The sequence below is a fragment of the Streptomyces olivoverticillatus genome (assembly GCF_014203555.1).
Taxonomy (GTDB): domain Bacteria; phylum Actinomycetota; class Actinomycetes; order Streptomycetales; family Streptomycetaceae; genus Streptomyces; species Streptomyces olivoverticillatus.
The window spans coordinates 822,866-838,179 of sequence record NZ_JACHJH010000001.1; the positions used below are offsets into that span (position 1 = coordinate 822,866).

At 73.5% G+C, this 15,314-nt stretch carries 14 protein-coding genes; 2 read left to right on the forward strand and 12 right to left on the reverse strand.

Annotated features, from left to right (window positions below):
- Window positions 1-10 precede the first annotated feature (10 nt).
- The 6 genes from FHS39_RS03830 to FHS39_RS03855 all read right to left on the reverse strand — a co-directional run bounded on the left by FHS39_RS03830 (window position 11) and on the right by FHS39_RS03855 (window position 6,517).
- On the reverse strand, window positions 11-541 hold the full coding sequence (locus FHS39_RS03830) for a hypothetical protein (RefSeq protein WP_184346286.1): 531 nt from the start codon (window positions 539-541) through the stop codon (window positions 11-13).
- Entirely contained in the window at window positions 538-2,145 is a 1,608-nt protein-coding gene (locus tag FHS39_RS03835) for a hypothetical protein (protein ID WP_246469792.1), read from the reverse strand. Before FHS39_RS03835 ends, FHS39_RS03830 begins: the two co-directional genes overlap by 4 nt.
- Window positions 2,146-2,279: 134 nt before the next feature.
- Entirely contained in the window at window positions 2,280-3,269 is a 990-nt protein-coding gene (locus FHS39_RS03840) for a malate dehydrogenase (protein ID WP_184346287.1), read from the reverse strand.
- 150 nt (window positions 3,270-3,419) lie between these two features.
- Window positions 3,420-4,475 (reverse strand): helix-turn-helix domain-containing protein, encoded by a 1,056-nt coding sequence (locus tag FHS39_RS03845; RefSeq protein WP_184346288.1) that lies wholly within the window; start codon window positions 4,473-4,475, stop codon window positions 3,420-3,422.
- Between the two features lie 450 nt (window positions 4,476-4,925).
- Window positions 4,926-5,774 (reverse strand): helix-turn-helix domain-containing protein, encoded by an 849-nt coding sequence (locus tag FHS39_RS03850; protein ID WP_184346289.1) that lies wholly within the window; start codon window positions 5,772-5,774, stop codon window positions 4,926-4,928.
- The gene (locus FHS39_RS03855; RefSeq protein WP_184346290.1) at window positions 5,771-6,517 is read right to left on the reverse strand and encodes a helix-turn-helix domain-containing protein; all 747 of its coding nucleotides are present in this window, start codon (window positions 6,515-6,517) and stop codon (window positions 5,771-5,773) included. Before FHS39_RS03855 ends, FHS39_RS03850 begins: the two co-directional genes overlap by 4 nt.
- A 320-nt stretch (window positions 6,518-6,837) precedes the next feature.
- Between FHS39_RS03855 and FHS39_RS25795 the strand changes: the two genes are divergently transcribed.
- A complete protein-coding gene (locus FHS39_RS25795) occupies window positions 6,838-7,125 on the forward strand; it encodes a peptidoglycan-binding protein (protein ID WP_184346291.1) in 288 nt (95 codons plus the stop codon).
- A 41-nt stretch (window positions 7,126-7,166) separates the two neighbouring features.
- Here FHS39_RS25795 and FHS39_RS03865 read toward each other — a convergent pair whose 3' ends face one another.
- The 5 genes from FHS39_RS03865 to purN all read right to left on the reverse strand — a co-directional run bounded on the left by FHS39_RS03865 (window position 7,167) and on the right by purN (window position 12,183).
- Window positions 7,167-8,384: an NADP-dependent isocitrate dehydrogenase gene (locus FHS39_RS03865; RefSeq protein WP_184346292.1), complete on the reverse strand. Its 1,218-nt coding sequence runs from the start codon at window positions 8,382-8,384 to the stop codon at window positions 7,167-7,169.
- 88 nt (window positions 8,385-8,472) lie between these two features.
- Complete coding sequence (locus FHS39_RS03870; RefSeq protein ID WP_184346293.1) at window positions 8,473-8,958, reverse strand: DUF3017 domain-containing protein; 486 nt, start codon at window positions 8,956-8,958, stop codon at window positions 8,473-8,475.
- A complete protein-coding gene (locus tag FHS39_RS03875) occupies window positions 8,948-9,829 on the reverse strand; it encodes a bifunctional methylenetetrahydrofolate dehydrogenase/methenyltetrahydrofolate cyclohydrolase (protein WP_184346294.1) in 882 nt (293 codons plus the stop codon). The genes FHS39_RS03870 and FHS39_RS03875 overlap by 11 nt, the downstream gene beginning before the upstream one ends.
- Before the next feature lie 165 nt (window positions 9,830-9,994).
- Window positions 9,995-11,542, reverse strand: a complete 1,548-nt coding sequence (gene purH, locus FHS39_RS03880; protein ID WP_184346747.1) for a bifunctional phosphoribosylaminoimidazolecarboxamide formyltransferase/IMP cyclohydrolase — start codon at window positions 11,540-11,542, stop codon at window positions 9,995-9,997.
- An 11-nt stretch (window positions 11,543-11,553) separates the two neighbouring features.
- Window positions 11,554-12,183, reverse strand: coding sequence for a phosphoribosylglycinamide formyltransferase (gene purN, locus FHS39_RS03885; RefSeq protein ID WP_184346295.1), 630 nt, complete (start codon window positions 12,181-12,183; stop codon window positions 11,554-11,556).
- A 249-nt stretch (window positions 12,184-12,432) separates the two neighbouring features.
- On the opposite strand from purN, the gene FHS39_RS03890 reads away from it, so the two are divergent.
- On the forward strand, window positions 12,433-13,134 hold the full coding sequence (locus FHS39_RS03890; RefSeq protein WP_184346296.1) for a hypothetical protein: 702 nt from the start codon (window positions 12,433-12,435) through the stop codon (window positions 13,132-13,134).
- A gap of 257 nt (window positions 13,135-13,391) precedes the next feature.
- Here the strand turns inward: FHS39_RS03890 and FHS39_RS03895 are convergent, their stop codons facing one another.
- A complete protein-coding gene (locus FHS39_RS03895; RefSeq protein ID WP_184346297.1) occupies window positions 13,392-15,173 on the reverse strand; it encodes a cell division protein PerM in 1,782 nt (593 codons plus the stop codon).
- Window positions 15,174-15,314 lie beyond the last annotated feature (141 nt).

Below are 15,314 nucleotides of genomic sequence, written 5' to 3' on the forward strand. Positions count from 1 at the left end.
CCTCGCCGCCTCACGCCAGTAACCGGCTGATCGTCTCGGCGGCCTCCGCCGCCGACGCCAGCGCGCCCGCCGCCGCGGCCCCGCCGGTCAGCAGCGAGCGCAGCCTCGCCAGCCGCCCGCGCCGGACGCTGCCGGACTGCCAGGCCTCCTCCTCCAGCTCGCCGAGCTCCGCGTCGACCTCGGCGATGCCGTCGCCCGGGGCCCGGACCGCGACGGCCGTCTCCTGCCTCAGCGACCGCACGGCGGCGAGGAGTTCGGGGGTGGCGGCGATCAACTGCCGCGAGGAGTCCACCGCTTCGGCGTCCCGGCCCGCGGCGGCCGCGCCGCCCTCCATCTCCGCGATGGCGATCCCGCCCTCGCCCGGCGCCGCGCCGGCCGGCACCCGCGCCGGGCCGTCCGCGCGCGCGGGCGCGGGGCCGGACACGCGCTCCGAGCGGTCCTCGGCCCTGGCGCCCTCGCCGCTGGCGGCCGCGCCGCCGGTCATGCGGCCGATGACGATGCCACCGCCGCCCTCGCGCTGTCTTTCCCGTCCGTCGGTCATCGTCCCCCGCCTCCTGTGGTGCTGCTCTTGGCCTCGGCGCCCGCGCCCGAGGCGACGGCGCCGCCGCTCATCGAGCCGATGTAGACGCCGCCCTCGCTGATCTGCACGATCTGCTGCTCGAACTGGTCGGTCTCGTAGCCCTGGGAGTGCAGCGCCTCCCGCACGCCGCTGGCGATCCGGTCCTGGACCGTCTTCACGTAGCGGCTGATGTCCATCTCCTGGAACAGCGAGATGTGCGGCGCTCCGGCGAGCTCGCGCACCGAGGCGGCCGGGCCGTCCGGCGCCGCGTGCTGCGGGTCGCCCAGCCAGGTGCGGAAGCCGCACAGCGCCGAGCGGACGGTGGAGACGGCCGCCGCGTACCCGGCGGCGGGGCCGGTCAGCAGCGCCCGTATGCCGTCGCGCAGCAGGTCGTCCTCGCCGCGCGAGGCGATCACGTCGACCGCCCGGTACTCCGGCCGGATCGGCGTCAGGACGTGCGGCACGACCTCCAGGACCAGCATGCCGCCCTGGGTGTGCACCCTGACCAGCACGGTGACGACGACCTGCTCGTCCCATGCGCCGATCCTGATCCGCAGGAAGTGGCGGCGCGCTTCGCCGCCTTCGTCGACGGACTCGGCGAGGTGGCGCAGGACGACGGACTGGGCGTAGTCAACGTCGGGCCGTCGCGGGCCGGGCGGCAGGTAGACGAACTCGTCGATCTCCAGGTCCTTGAGCCGGTCCCGGCTGGTGGCGGCCGCGGCCTCGCGCAGCGCCTGCAGCCGGGGCCGGATGAGCTCCACGACCGTCCGGCCGGTGAAGGGCGCCTCGCTGCCCGCCGCCGGCGCCGCCTTGGACTTCTTGAGTTCCAGGGCGAACGACCACGGCTCGTAGGGGCGGCCCATGCCGATGAACGGCCGGAACGGGTCGTAGATCGTCAGGCCCGCGTACTGCTCGCGGTCGATGGAGTCGGCGATCCGGCGGTGGTACGGGGTCTCCGGCACCGCCCGGTCGCCTTCGGTGAAGGCCTTGCGGCCCAGTTCGGCGCGCATCACGGCGGCCACGCGCGCCCGGTGGTTCCACACGGGGAGGGCCAGCAGCAGCGGGAAGATGATGGCGGCCCCGACCTTCACGCCCTCGACGAGGGCGTAGATGACGAAGCCCCAGTAGACGACCGTCAGCAGCGGCGGCGCGACGGGCAGCAGCGCACGCAGCGAACCGCGCCCCACGAGGGCCTGCCGCAGGGTGCGCTTGTCGACGACGTAGACGGCCGACCCGCGGCCCGCGGCGGCCTGGGCGCCCCAGTGGGCCAAGGACACCACCGCGTAGCCGATCGACCAGATGGGCAGCGGCGGCGCCCCCTCCGGCAAGGAGGTGACGTCGACGGCGATGAAGCAGGCCCACAGGCCGAGCAGCATCAGCGCGGTCAACGTGTCCTGACCGCGAGCGCGCAGCGCGTGGGCGAGCACCGGCACGACGTCGACGCCGAGCGAGGGCGCGATGGGTCTTTCTTCGTGTTCCACCAGCTCTTCGATGACGCGGCGGCGGAACTCTATGTCGAGGTAGGCCCCCGCGCACAGTAACCGTGTGGCCTCGGTGCGCGAGTCCTGATGGGTGGTGCGATGCACGTCAGTCCCCCGATCGTCGAACTCACGTGCTGATTACATGAGTTGACGTATTTTCGGAAGACCTCAGAATAAGCCAGAAGGCCCACCACCGACCCCGTTCGGAGTCGAATGGCAGGCCTTCGAAAAGAAATCCGTCAGATCAGGCCGAGGGCGCGCACCGCGTCGCGCTCCTCCTCCAGTTCCTTGACGGAGGCGTCGATGCGGGTGCGGGAGAAGTCGTTGATCTCCAGGCCCTGGACGATCTCGTACTTGCCGTCCTTGACGGTGACGGGGAAGGACGAGATGAGGCCCTGCGGGACGCCGTAGGAGCCGTCCGAGGGGATGCCCATCGAGGTCCAGTCGCCCTCGGCGGTGCCGTTGACCCAGGTGTGCACGTGGTCGATCGCGGCGTTGGCGGCCGAGGCGGCCGAGGAGGCGCCGCGGGCCTCGATGATCGCCGCACCGCGCTTGGCGACGGTCGGGATGAAGGTGTCGGCGAGCCACTGCTCGTCGTTCACGACCTCGGCGGCGTTCTTGCCGGCGACCTCGGCGTGGAAGACATCCGGGTACTGGGTGGCGGAGTGGTTGCCCCAGATCGTCAGGCGGCGGATCTCGGAGACCGGGGTGCCGGTCTTCTTCGCCAGCTGGGAGATCGCGCGGTTGTGGTCCAGGCGGGTCATCGCGGTGAAGCGCTCGGCCGGCACGTCCGGGGCGGCGGCCTGGGCGATCAGGGCGTTGGTGTTGGCCGGGTTGCCCACGACCAGGACCTTGATGTCGTCCGCGGCGTGGGCGTTGATGGCAGCGCCCTGCGGCTTGAAGATGCCGCCGTTGGCCTCCAGCAGGTCGCCGCGCTCCATGCCCTTGGTGCGGGGGCGGGCGCCGACCAGCAGCGCGACGTTGGCGCCGTCGAAGGCCACGTTCGGGTCGTCGGTGATCTCGATGCCGCGCAGCAGCGGGAACGCGCAGTCGTCGAGCTCCATGGCGGTGCCCTCGGCGGCCTTGAGGCCCTGCGGGATCTCCAGCAGCCGCAGCTTGACCGGCACGTCCGCGCCGAGGAGGTGACCGGAGGCGATGCGGAAGAGCAGCGCGTAGCCGATCTGACCGGCCGCGCCGGTAACGGTGACATTGACGGGAGTGCGGGTCATGGCGATCTCCTGCTGCGAACTGAGGTGGGTGTCCCTGCCCATGTGTAAGACCTCTCTTGGTGTCAAGAGATCCGGCGTCAGGCTATCCGACCCCGCACCCGGGGAAGTGCCGACCCGGTGTGGGACGCCTCACCACTTGCCCCGCCCCGCTCAGCCCGCCGTCGCAGCCTCCCCCGGCGAGGCCGTGCGCGGCACCGTGCAGCCCTTGCGGCCGGACGTCAGCGTGGCGCACGCCGAGGCCTGTTCCGGGGCGCCGACGGCGATCATGCGCGTGTGCCCGTCCGCACCCTGCCCGACCCGGCCGCTCTGCGCGGCGGCGCCGGCTCCCCCGGCACTTATGCGCAGCGTGTCCCCGGCCGCCGCCTGGGTGATCCGGGCCCAGGCGGCACCGCAGACCTTGCTGTAGCGGACCTCCAGGTAGGAGGTGCCCACGGTCGCGGAACCGGCCGTCGTCGCATGGCTGCCCCCGCACCCCATGGTTTCGGGGTCCTGGCCCGCGCAGGCGCTGCCTGCGCACTTCACCCCGGCGGGCGCCGCGGACGGGCTGCCCGCGCTCGGCGAAACGGATGCGGGGGCAGGGGTGGCGACCTTGCCGTCGTCACCCGAGCCGAGCAGCAGCACGGCCGCGGCGATGACGAAGAGGGCGCCCACCGCGCCGACGACGAACAGCAGCCGGGTGCGGCGGGGGCCGCCCGGGCGCCTGCTGCGGGGCCCCCGCACCGGGATGGCCTTGGCCCGGACGTCGGCCGAGCCGCTCCCGCCCGCAGGGGTGGCCGGGCGGCCGGCGTCCTCGCCGCGCACAGCGGTGACGGCGGCGGCGACGGCCGCCGGGGGCTCCGCCCGCTCCGCCGTCGCGGGCGGCGGGCCGTACTCCCCCAGCGCCGCCTTCGCCTCGGCGACGCGCACGGCCTCCATCGTCACGTCGTGCCGCAGCTCCGAGCGGCTCCAGGCCCGCTCGGCCAGCTCCCACAGCGTGACCAGGTGCCCCACATCGGTGCCGATCGCCTCCGCCAGCGCCTCCACCGCGCCGCGCGGCGGCAGCAGACGGCCGTTCAGATACCGCTCCCACGACGTCTTGCTGTATCCGGTGCGGTCCGCGACGGCGGCGATGCCCAGCCCGCTGCGCTCGACGAGTCTGCGCAACTGTTCGGCGAACTCGCGCACCTGCGGGTCGAGTTCTTCCGGTAGCGCCCTCCAACGAGGCATTGCCCTCCCCCTGTCCCCCGGTGCGTACGGTGGTCTCCCCCGTGCTGCTGCGCCGCCCTTCCACAGCCTCGGTTCCGGCTACCCAAGGGGATGCCACAACCCGGCATGCCAGTTCCCGGAGGGACGGCGCATGGTGGCATTCGGGGTTGATCAAGCCCTTGGGGCGCACGCCCCTCGGGCGTGGCCGGCCACCGTCCGCGCTCCCGTCCGTCACCGCTCGGTGACGCGATCCGGGCAACTGGTACGGAAAGGGGACCGAGTACCGGAATGGTCACTTCCGGGCCACAGAGCCCCGGCCGACCTTGATCCGGATTGTCGCGGTCATGATCATCGATGGTGAGCGGCGGCCGGTCCTCCCACGGGGGTGGAGGACTGGCCGCCGGCTCTCCTCCACCCGGTTCCTACCCATGCGCCGCGCCCCACAAAAGTCGTTCGTCACACGCCCTCCCGTCACACGCTCTCCCCGTGCGCCGGCGCAGTGAAGCACTCCACCCCGGCGCCCGACGCCGGCCGCACGCACACCCGGGCCTTGGCGGGGTCCTTGGTCACCGTCATCGCCGTCGACAGATAGACCTCCGTGTCCCGCTGGCCGGCCGCCCGCACTTCCTTGGTGTCCGCGCCCGGGAGCGACAGCTCGACCCGGTCGCCCACGTGCAGGCCCATCGTGCGCACCCACACGGCCCCGCACTTGGCCCCGTAGCGGATCTCCACCCGCTGGCCGCCGGATGCCTTGCGCTTCAGCAGCGTGACGACCATCCCCTCCGCGCCGCACCCCATCTGCGCGGGGTCCGCGCCCTCGCACTCCTCGCCCTTGCAGCCGGGCTCGAACGACTGCGGGTACGGGGAGGAGGCCGCGAGGGCGCCGGGCCGGCTGCCGCCGGAGGCGTGCCGGCCCCCGGTGAGGAGCAACAATGCGGCCGCCACGGCCACGGCCAGCACGGCGCCGGAGACCAGCCACGCCCTCCGGGAGCGAACCCACGGCCGCCACGGGCCGGGCGGCTCCCCGACAGGCGGGCCGACCGGCGCTTCGGCGGGTGCGGCCCGGCGGCTCCACGCCTGTTCGGCCAGCTCCCACAGCGCCAGCAGCCGCCCCGGCGGCTCGTCCGCCAGGGCGCACAGCGCCTCGACGGCCTGCCTTGGCGCCAGCTTCTTGCCGTTGAGATAGCGCTCCCACGACGACTTGCTGAACGGGGTGCGCCCGCCGAGCGCGGCCAGGCTCAGCCCTGTACGGTCGCGTACCTCGCGCAGGGCGGCGGCCAGCCGGACGCACTCGGGCGGAACAGGGTGTTCACCGCTCACCGGCGCAGCTCCTGCCAGGTGTCCGGGCCGACGATGCCGTCGACGACCAGACCGCGGTCCTTCTGGAAGCGCTTGGCGGCGTCCTTGCTCTTCTCGCCGTACGAGCCGTCGGTGATGCCGGGGTCGAAACCGTGGTACCGCAGCAGGCACTGGGCCTCCAGCACCTCCCAGCCCGTGCTCTTGAGGTCCATCAGCACGGTGCGGGTCGCGCTGTAGCCGGCGCGCAGTTCGCCGCCCTTGCGCGCCACGTCGCACGGGCGCGAGCGGCCCAGCACGAAGACGAAGGGGGCCGGAGTGTTCCCCTGCGGCGCGCCGGCCTTCGCCCCGTCGTCGTGCTGCCACGGCCGTGCGACCAGCAGCCCCACGGCCAGCGCCACCACCAGGACGAACACCGCCCCGACGACCAGCCTGGTCCGCCGGGAGCCGCGCCGCAGGCCACGGCCCCCTTCCGGCTCCGGGGCCCCGTCCGGCTCCTCCGCCGGCCAGGCCTCGGCCGCCACCTCGTGCAGCACCAGCAGGCGGGTGACGTCTCCCCCGCACACCTGCGCCAGCCGCTCGACGGCGTCGCGCGGCGGCAGCTGCTTGCCGTTGAGACAGCGCTCCCACGACGAGCGGCTGTAGGAGGTCTTGGCCGCCAACGCGGCGAGGCTGAGCCCGCTGCGGTCCTTGAGCTTCCTGAGCTGGACGACCAGCTGACGCACCCGGTCGTCCAACGAGGCGGGTAATTCCTTCCAACGCGACATGTTCCACCCCATACGCGTCATGTTCCCCCGAGGCGACGAGCCTCCTCTGCCGCACATCATGGCCACGCGCGGGCACCGTTACCTCCGGCTGTCCACGGCGCCCGCGACTTCCGGCCAGCGCGACCGGTCCCCGCCGTCCCGCCACGGCGTCGTGGGACCGTACGTCCCCGCAGGTCACGGTGTGGGACGTCCCAGGGTGACCCGATTCCCGGCGACCGTCTGGCAGTTGGGGATGTGGCGCATCACAGTCATCGGTGCAAGCCGGGCGGCGCGGTCCACCCCGCGCCGCCCGTCACCCCAACGGGAGGAAGCCGGCCATCGTGAACGTACCCAAGCCCGTCGCTCCCGCGGCCGCCACGGCCGCCACCACCTACGACTGCGGCACGATCTGGTACACGGGCAGCGCGCTCACGGTGCGGGGCGGCACGGGCGAGCGGGTCGCCGAGGTGCAGTGCCTGCTCAAGCTCCACGGATACCGCGTGAAGGTGGACGGCGTCTTCGGCGCCGACACGCACGCCAAGGTCGTCGACTACCAGAGGTCCACCGGGACGACACCCTGCGACGGGGTGGTCACCCCGGCGACCTGGGCGGCGCTGCGCGATTTCTGACGCAGCCCACGGCCCGTCCTCCCACGGGGGAGAGGACGGGCCTACTCGGCCGTCTTCCTGCGCAGGCCCTCCTCCAGGGCGTCCAGGAACTGCTCCGTGGTCAGCCACGGCGTGTCCTTCGAGACCAGGAGCGCCAGGTCCTTGGTCATCTTGCCGCTCTCCACGGTCTCCACGCAGACCTGCTCCAGCGTCCGGGCGAAGCCGGTGACCTCCGGCGTGCCGTCCAGCTTCCCGCGGTGTGCCAGGCCCCGGGCCCAGGCACAGACGGAGGCGACCGGGTTGGTCGAGGTCGGCTGTCCCTGCTGGTGGCGGCGGTAGTGGCGGGTGACCGTGCCGTGCGCGGCCTCGGCCAGCGCCGTACGGCCGTCGGGGGACATCAGCACCGAGGTCATCAGGCCCCGCGAGCCGAAACCCTGCGCGACCAGGCCGGACTGGACGTCACCGTCGTAGTTCTTGCACGCCCAGACGTAGCCGCCCTCCCCTTTCAGCGCGGCGCCGACCATGTCGTCGATCAGCCGGTGCTCGTAGACCAGGCCCGCCCCCTCGAAGGCGGACCGGAACTCGGCGTCGAAGACCTCCTGGAAGAGCTCCTTGAACCGGCCGTCGTACTTCTTGAGGACCGTGTTCTTGGTGGACAGGTAGACCGGGAAGCCACGGTCCAGCCCGTAGCGGAGGGAAGCGCGCGCGAAGTCACGGATCGACTCGTCCAGGTTGTACATCGACAGCGCGACGCCGGGGCCCGGGAAGTCGAAGACCTCCAGCTCGACCGGCTCCGAGCCGTCCTTCGGGGTGAAGGTCATGGTGAGGGTGCCCTCGCCCGGCACCTTCAGGTCCGTCGCGCAGTACTGGTCGCCGAAGGCGTGGCGGCCCACGACGATCGGCCTGGTCCACCCGGGGACCGGCCTCGGCACATTGCCCACCATGACCGGCTCGCGGAAGATCACGCCGCCCAGGACGTTGCGGATGGTGCCGTTGGGCGAGCGGTACATCGCCTTGAGGCCGAACTCCTCGACCCGCGCCTCGTCCGGCGTGATGGTGGCGCACTTGACGCCGGCGCCGTGCCGGCGGACGGCGTGGGCGGCGTCGACGGTCACCTGGTCGTTGGTGGCGTCGCGGTGCTCGATGCCCAGGTCGAAGTAGTCCAGCTCCAGATCGAGGTGGGGCAGGACCAGCCTGTCCCTGACGAACCCCCAGATGATGCGGGCCATCTCGTCGCCGTCGAGCTCGACGACGGGGTTCGCCACCTTGATCTTGGTCATGAGCCGGACACACCCCTCTCGCGCAGGAACCTCGGCATGAGGACACTTCCGGGGCCGACGCGACGGACGGCCCCAGGAACACCTTGCGCTACTGCACGGTGAAGTGCAGCACGTCGTCCAGGAAGGGGATCTTCAACCAGGGGTGCGGTTGGGCCATCAGGGCGAGCAGCAAGATCGCCAGCCCCAGCCCGCCGTACGTGAAGATGTCGGTGAAGCGCGAGCGCACGGCCAGCATGCCCACGGAGGGCAGCGACCAGCGCAGCACGGCGCCCCCGATCATCGCCAGCCCGATGATGATCGTCCCGATCCGGAACGCGTCGAACGCGACGACCAGCAGCCCCAGGCCCGTCATCCCCAGCACCGCCAGCAGCGGCCACTGCCGGGCGGGCGCCGGAGCGCGTCCGGGCGCGGCGCGCCCGCCGCCCTCGGGCCGCGCGGTGTCCCGCGTGACCCGCGGCGGGCGGCGCGAGGACGCGCCCCGCCCGGGCTCGCCCTCCGGCCCGGAGCCGGCGTCCGGGCCGGGGCGGGCCTTGCCGTCGCGGTCCGGTTCGGACCCGCCGGGCTCAGCCTGCATCCGCGACTCCGGCTGCACGCTCCGCCGCACGCTCGGCTGCCTCTACAACGTTCACCAGCAGCAGCGCCCGCGTCATGGGGCCCACACCGCCGGGGTTCGGGGCGATCCAGTCGGCGACCTCGGCGACGCCCGGGTGCACATCGCCGACGATCTTGCCCTCGGAGTCCCGGCTGACGCCGACGTCCAGCACGGCGGCGCCCGGCTTGACGTCCTCCGGCTTGATCAGGTGCGGCACGCCCGCCGCCGCCACGATGATGTCGGCCTGGCGCAGCTGCGCGGAGAGGTCACGGGTGCCGGTGTGGCAGAGGGTGACGGTGGCGTTCTCGGACTTGCGGGTGAGCAGCAGCCCGATCGACCGGCCCACGGTGACGCCGCGGCCGACGACCACGACGTGCGCGCCGTTGATCTCCACGCCGTGCCGGCGCAGCAACTGGACGATGCCGTTGGGGGTGCAGGGCAGCGGTGCCGACTCGTTGAGCACGAGGCGGCCCAGGTTGGTCGGGTGCAGGCCGTCGGCGTCCTTGGCCGGGTCGATGAGCTCCAGGACCCGGTTGGTGTCGATGCCCTTGGGCAGCGGGAGTTGGACGATGTAGCCCGTGCACTCGGGGTTCTCGTTGAGCTCGCGGACGACCGCCTCGATCTCCTCCTGCGTGGCGGTGTCGGGCAGCTCGCGCTGGATCGAGCCGATGCCGACCTGCGCGCAGTCGCGGTGCTTTCCGGCCACGTACCACTTGCTGCCGGGGTCTTCGCCGACCAGGAGGGTGCCGAGGCCCGGCACGACGCCCTTGGCCTTCAGCGCCTCCACGCGGCTGGTGAGTTCGGACTTGATGGCGGCGGCGGTGGCCTTGCCATCGAGAATCTGGGCGGTCATGTGCACATCCTCGCGGATCTGGCGGCGTCGGTTCCACTCAGGTCCGGGCGGGGCCGCGCCCCGCCGCCTGCGACGCCGCGCGGTGGTCATGGGGTCGGGGGCCGGACGGCCGAGCGGCGGGGGCCGCCGCACGGCCCCCGCCCGTGTCGTACCGCCCGGGCCGCCTCAGTGGAAGAAGTGGCGCGTACCGGTGAAGTACATGGTCACGCCCGCCGCCTCGGCGGCCTCCACGACCTGCTCGTCGCGGACCGAACCGCCCGGCTGGGCCACGGCCTTGATGCCGGCCGAGGTCAGCACCTCCAGCCCGTCCGGGAAGGGGAAGAACGCGTCTGACGCGGCGTACGAACCGCGCGTCCGCTCCTCGCCCGCCCGCTGGACGGCCAGCTTGGCGGAGTCCACGCGGTTGACCTGGCCCATGCCGACGCCGACGGTCGCGCCGTCCTTGGCCAGCAGGATGGCGTTGGACTTCACCGCGCGGCAGGCCTTCCACGCGAAGGCCAGCTCGGCCAGCTCGTCGGCGGAGAGCGCCTCGCCCGTGGCGAGCGTCCAGTTCGCCGGGTCGTCGCCCTCGGCTTGGAGCCGGTCCTTGGCCTGGACCAGCAGACCGCCCTCGATGGGCCGGGACTCGCCGTGCGCCGCGGGCGCGTCGGCGCAGCGCAGCACCCGGATGTTCTTCTTGCGGGCCAGCACCTCGACGGCGCCGTCCTCGTAGTCCGGCGCGACGATGACCTCGGTGAAGATCTCCGCGACCTGCTCGGCCATGGCCACCGACACCGGCTGGTTGACGGCGATCACGCCGCCGAAGGCGGACAGCGGGTCGCAGGCGTGGGCCTTGCGGTGCGCCTCGGCCACGTCGGCGCCGACGGCGATGCCGCACGGGTTGGCGTGCTTGATGATCGCGACGCAGGGGTCGGCGTGGTCGTAGGCGGCGCGGCGCGCGGCGTCGGTGTCGACGAAGTTGTTGTACGACATCTCCTTGCCGTGCAGCTGCTCCGCGTTCGCGAGCCCCGTGCCGGTGGGGTCGAGGTAGAGCGCGGCGGGCTGGTGCGGGTTCTCGCCGTAGCGCAGCACCTGCTTGCGGGCGTAGGAGATCCCGATGAAGTCGGGCCACGGGCCCTCGTCCGCGCCGTAGCCCTCCGCGAACCAGTTCGCCACGGCCATGTCGTAGGCGGCCGTGTGCTGGAACGCCTCGGCGGCCAGCCGCTTGCGGGCGGCGAGGTCGAAGCCGCCGTCCTCGACGGCCGCCAGCAGCTCGTCGTAGCGCTCGGGGTTGACGACCACGGCGACCGAGGGGTGGTTCTTGGCGGCCGCGCGGACCATCGAGGGGCCGCCGATGTCGATCTGCTCGACGCACTCGTCGGGCGAGGCGCCGGAGGCGACGGTCTCGCGGAACGGGTAGAGGTTGACGATCACCAGCTCGAAGGGGCGGACGCCCAGCTCGTCGAGCTGCTTGCGGTGGGAGTCGAGGCGCTGGTCGGCGAGGATCCCCGCGTGGACGCGCGGGTGCAGGGTCTTGACCCGGCCGTCCAGGCACTCGGGGAAGCCGGTGAGCTCCTCGACCTTGGTGACGGGCACCCCGGCGGCAGCGATCTTCGCGGCCGTCGAGCCGGTCGAGACGAGCTCGACCCCCGCCGTGTGCAGACCGCGCGCCAGCTCTTCCAGCCCGGTCTTGTCGTAGACGCTGACCAGCGCGCGGCGGATGGGCCGCTTCATACCTTCGGCGGTCACAGGATCCTTACCTTTCGTCCCTCTATGCGGTAGCCGTTGCGGGCCAGGCGCCCCACGACATCGACGAGCAGCGTGCGCTCGACTTCCTTGATCCGCTCGTGCAGCGCGGATTCGTCGTCCTCGTCCCGGATCTCGACCACGCCCTGGGCGATGACCGGGCCGGTGTCGACGCCCTCGTCGACGAAGTGGACGGTGCAGCCGGTCACCTTGGCGCCGTACGCGAGCGCGTCGCGGACGCCGTGGGCGCCGGGGAAGCTGGGCAGCAGGGCGGGGTGGGTGTTGACGATGCGGCCGCCGAAGCGGGCGAGGAATCCCTTCCCCACGATCTTCATAAAGCCCGCGGAGACCACCAGGTCCGGCTCGTACGCGGCCGTCGCCTCGGTCAGCGCCTCGTCCCAGGCGTCCCGCGTGGGGTGGTCCTTCACCCGGCAGACGAACGTGGGCAGACCGGCGCGCTCGGCGCGCTCGAGGCCGGCGATGCCCTCGCGGTCGGCGCCGACGGCCACGATCGCGGCGCCGTAGCCCTCCGGGTCCGCGGCGATGGCGTCCAGCAGGGCCTGCAGGTTCGTACCGGAACCGGAGACGAGCACGACGATGCGGGCAGGGCGTGCAGCAGAGGCAGCCACAGCGGTGGCCCTTTCTCGCGGATGGTGCGGTTTGTATGGTCGTACGAGACGGAGGGGTCGCCGAATACGGGGGACTCTACGAAGCCGCCGACCGCCAGCAACGATACCGGCACACCGAACGGCCCCCACGGGACGGGGGCGGGCGCGGAGGGTAGCGTCGGGACGGGCACGGGCGACCGGCCGCGGAAAACACGCGCGTCACCGTAGGCTCGAAGGGCAACGACGACACAAGGGGAAGACACACTCCACATGCCGGACCGACGCCACGACGCGGCTCACCGCCTCCCGCAGCCCGCCTCCCCGGAGGAGGCGCAGGACAACCCCTTCGCGGCGCCGCCCGAGGGGCAGCCCGACCGGCCCTGGCAGCCGCGGTGGCCGACGCCCCGGGACGGCGGCGAGGACGGCGCGGACCAGGGCGAACAGCCTCCGGCATGGGGCAGCCAGTGGAGCAGCCGGCAGCCGGGACGACAGGGCGGCGGCTTCGGCGGCGGCCCGAAGCAGCCGTCGGACGGCGGGCAGGGCGGCGGCCCCGGGGGCCTGCGCTGGGACCCGACCGACCCGGCGCAGCGGCGCGCCCGTTACGCGCTGCTGGCGGGCATGTGGGGCTTCTTCTTCGCCCTCTTCAGCATCTGGCAGATCGCACTGCTGCTCGGCGCGCTCTCCCTCTACTGGGGCGGAAGCTCCCTGCGCGCCAAGCCCCGGCCGCGGGACGTGGACACCCCCGCCCCCACCCCGCCGCCCGGCGGCTTCCGCCCGCAGACGACGGCAGCGGTCAGCGGTTTGGTGACGGGCGGTCTGGCGCTGGCGATCGTGGCGGCGACGTTCTCGTTCCACGTGGTCTACCGCGACTACTACACGTGCGTCGACGACGCGCTGACGCAGACGTCGCAGCAGGCGTGCGAGCAACACCTCCCGAAGCAGCTGCGGCCGCTGCTGGGGGTGCAGGACTGAGGGCTGGGCCCTATGAGCGGTGCGGGCGGGACCCGGGCGCACCCTAGGGCGTGTCCGATGGGTCGGCACAGGCCCCGCGACTCCCCCAGCTACCGCTGGGAGGTGCCCCCAGCACGGCACCTCGCTGCGTTGTCGCATAACCCGAGTACGCCCAGTACTCGGGCCATGCTCCGCCTCGCGATGCTCCCCCAGCTACCGCTGGGAGGTGCCCCCAGCACCAGACGCCGCGGGACCCGCACCGACCCACCGGACACGCCCTAGCCGTCCTCGGCCGGCACCGGCAGGTCCCGGGGCTCGAAGTCCGTCATCAGGCCTCCGCCAGCGTCCTTGAGCGCGGCCCACCGCACCCGCCGCGCGTCGGCGTCGTGCCAGTTCGGCACCGGCAGCACCGGCAGGGACTCCGGCACCGGCCACACCGGCGGCTCCTCTACCGCCCACTCCACGGGGGCGACGAAGCCGAGCCACACGGCCAGCCCGCGGAAGGGCGCGAACCGCGCGGGAGGCAGCGGCACATCGGGCTCCGCGGCCGGAGCGGGGACCGGGACGAACTCCACAGCCGCGGCCACCGCCGCATCCGCATCCGCATCCGGCACCTCCTCCCCCACCCGCAGCCCCAGCGCCGTCCCCAACCGGGTCCACGCACCCCGCGGCTCGACCGCCGCAGCGGCCCCCTCTTCCTCTACGCCGACCCGCCGCGCCACCACGATCCGCCGCCACCGCAGCAGCAGCGCCCCCGGCACCCCGAGGGCGAATGTCCACGCACCGGCCGCCTCGCCCGCCCGCAGGCAGCGCGGGCCGAAGTCGGCGAGGGCACCGTCGCCGAGCGGGCCGGACGCCGCGTAGGCGAGCACCGTCGTCACCACCGCGCACAGCACCGCGGCAAGCGCCGCCGTCGCGGCAACCTCGCGCCGCCCCGCCCTGGCAGCGTCCCGCGGCACCGCGGCCCGGGCCACCGCCACTCCGGCCGCGACCGACACCGCCGCCGCCCCGGCCAGTGCGAGCGGCCCCGCCTCCCCCGGCGCGGGCAGCGCCGCGAGCAGCGGGAAGCGCGGCAGCAGCGGATACCCGCCCGCAGCGGCCACTGCGACCGGCGCGGCCACGCTCCCCGCGCCGACCGTGAAGCCAGCACCCAGCCCGTAGGAAGCGGCCCAGATCACCGCGTTGGGCAGCAGCGCCGCACTCAGCACGGCCACCGCCACCCGCCCCGACCAGCCGGATGCGAGCTGCGTGAACGCCTCCTGCGCGGCCCCCGCGTGCATCCCCAGCGAGACGGCCACCAGCAGCATCCCGCCGCCGAGCAGCACGGCGATGCCGGAGGCTGCGGTGCGGACGGCCGCCACCATGCGACGGCGCGTGAACCAGGCCCGTACGCCCCTGGGCACCACGGACAGCACCCTGCGCACGCCCGGTGGCGCCGCCGTCCAGCCGGGACAGCCCGCGGCGGTCCACATCCCGGCCGCGACGAGCGCCCCCGCGGCCAGCGGCAGATGCAGCAGGGCGCTCAGGGGCGAGGCCTGCAGCGGGCCCGCGAGGGCGTAGAGCACGGCAGCGACGGCGACGAACAGATAGCCGCCCACCATGGTGGCGAACGCCCTGAGCGGCGGCAGGCCGGGCGCGTCCGGAGGCTCACCCTCCGGCGGCTCCAGGGCGTGCCGGGCGGCACGGTAGAGCAGCGTGCAGGGGACGACGGCGAAGAGCAGCGGCGTCAGGCCGACGGGCGCGGACGTGCCGGTCAGCGTCTCGGTGCGCACCAGGTGCACGCCGTGCGCCAGCAGCCACATGTCGGCGGCGATGCGCAGTGCGCCGCCGGGGCCGTTGTCGGGGTAGGGCGAGGTGATCCACAGCGCCAGCGCGCCCAGTGCGAACGCGCCGAGCCCCACGCCCGCGGCCGCCACCCCGCCGACGAAGACCGCGCCCGCGGCGGACGGGCCCCCGGCATCGTCGAACGGCGGGTGGGGCGACAGTGGCGGCTGGGGCGAGGGCGACGGCAGTGGCGACGACGAGGGCGACACCGAGCCGTGGTCGGCGTAGTGGGTCACGGGGCCATGCTGCCAATAACACGCCTTTAGGGCGGGTAGCAGGCATATGCCCGTCGTGTCGCATGTGCCGGTCGTGTCGTATGTGCCAGGAAATGGGCGTGGGCCCGCACCCCGTGCAGGGGTGCGGGCCCACGCCCGTCA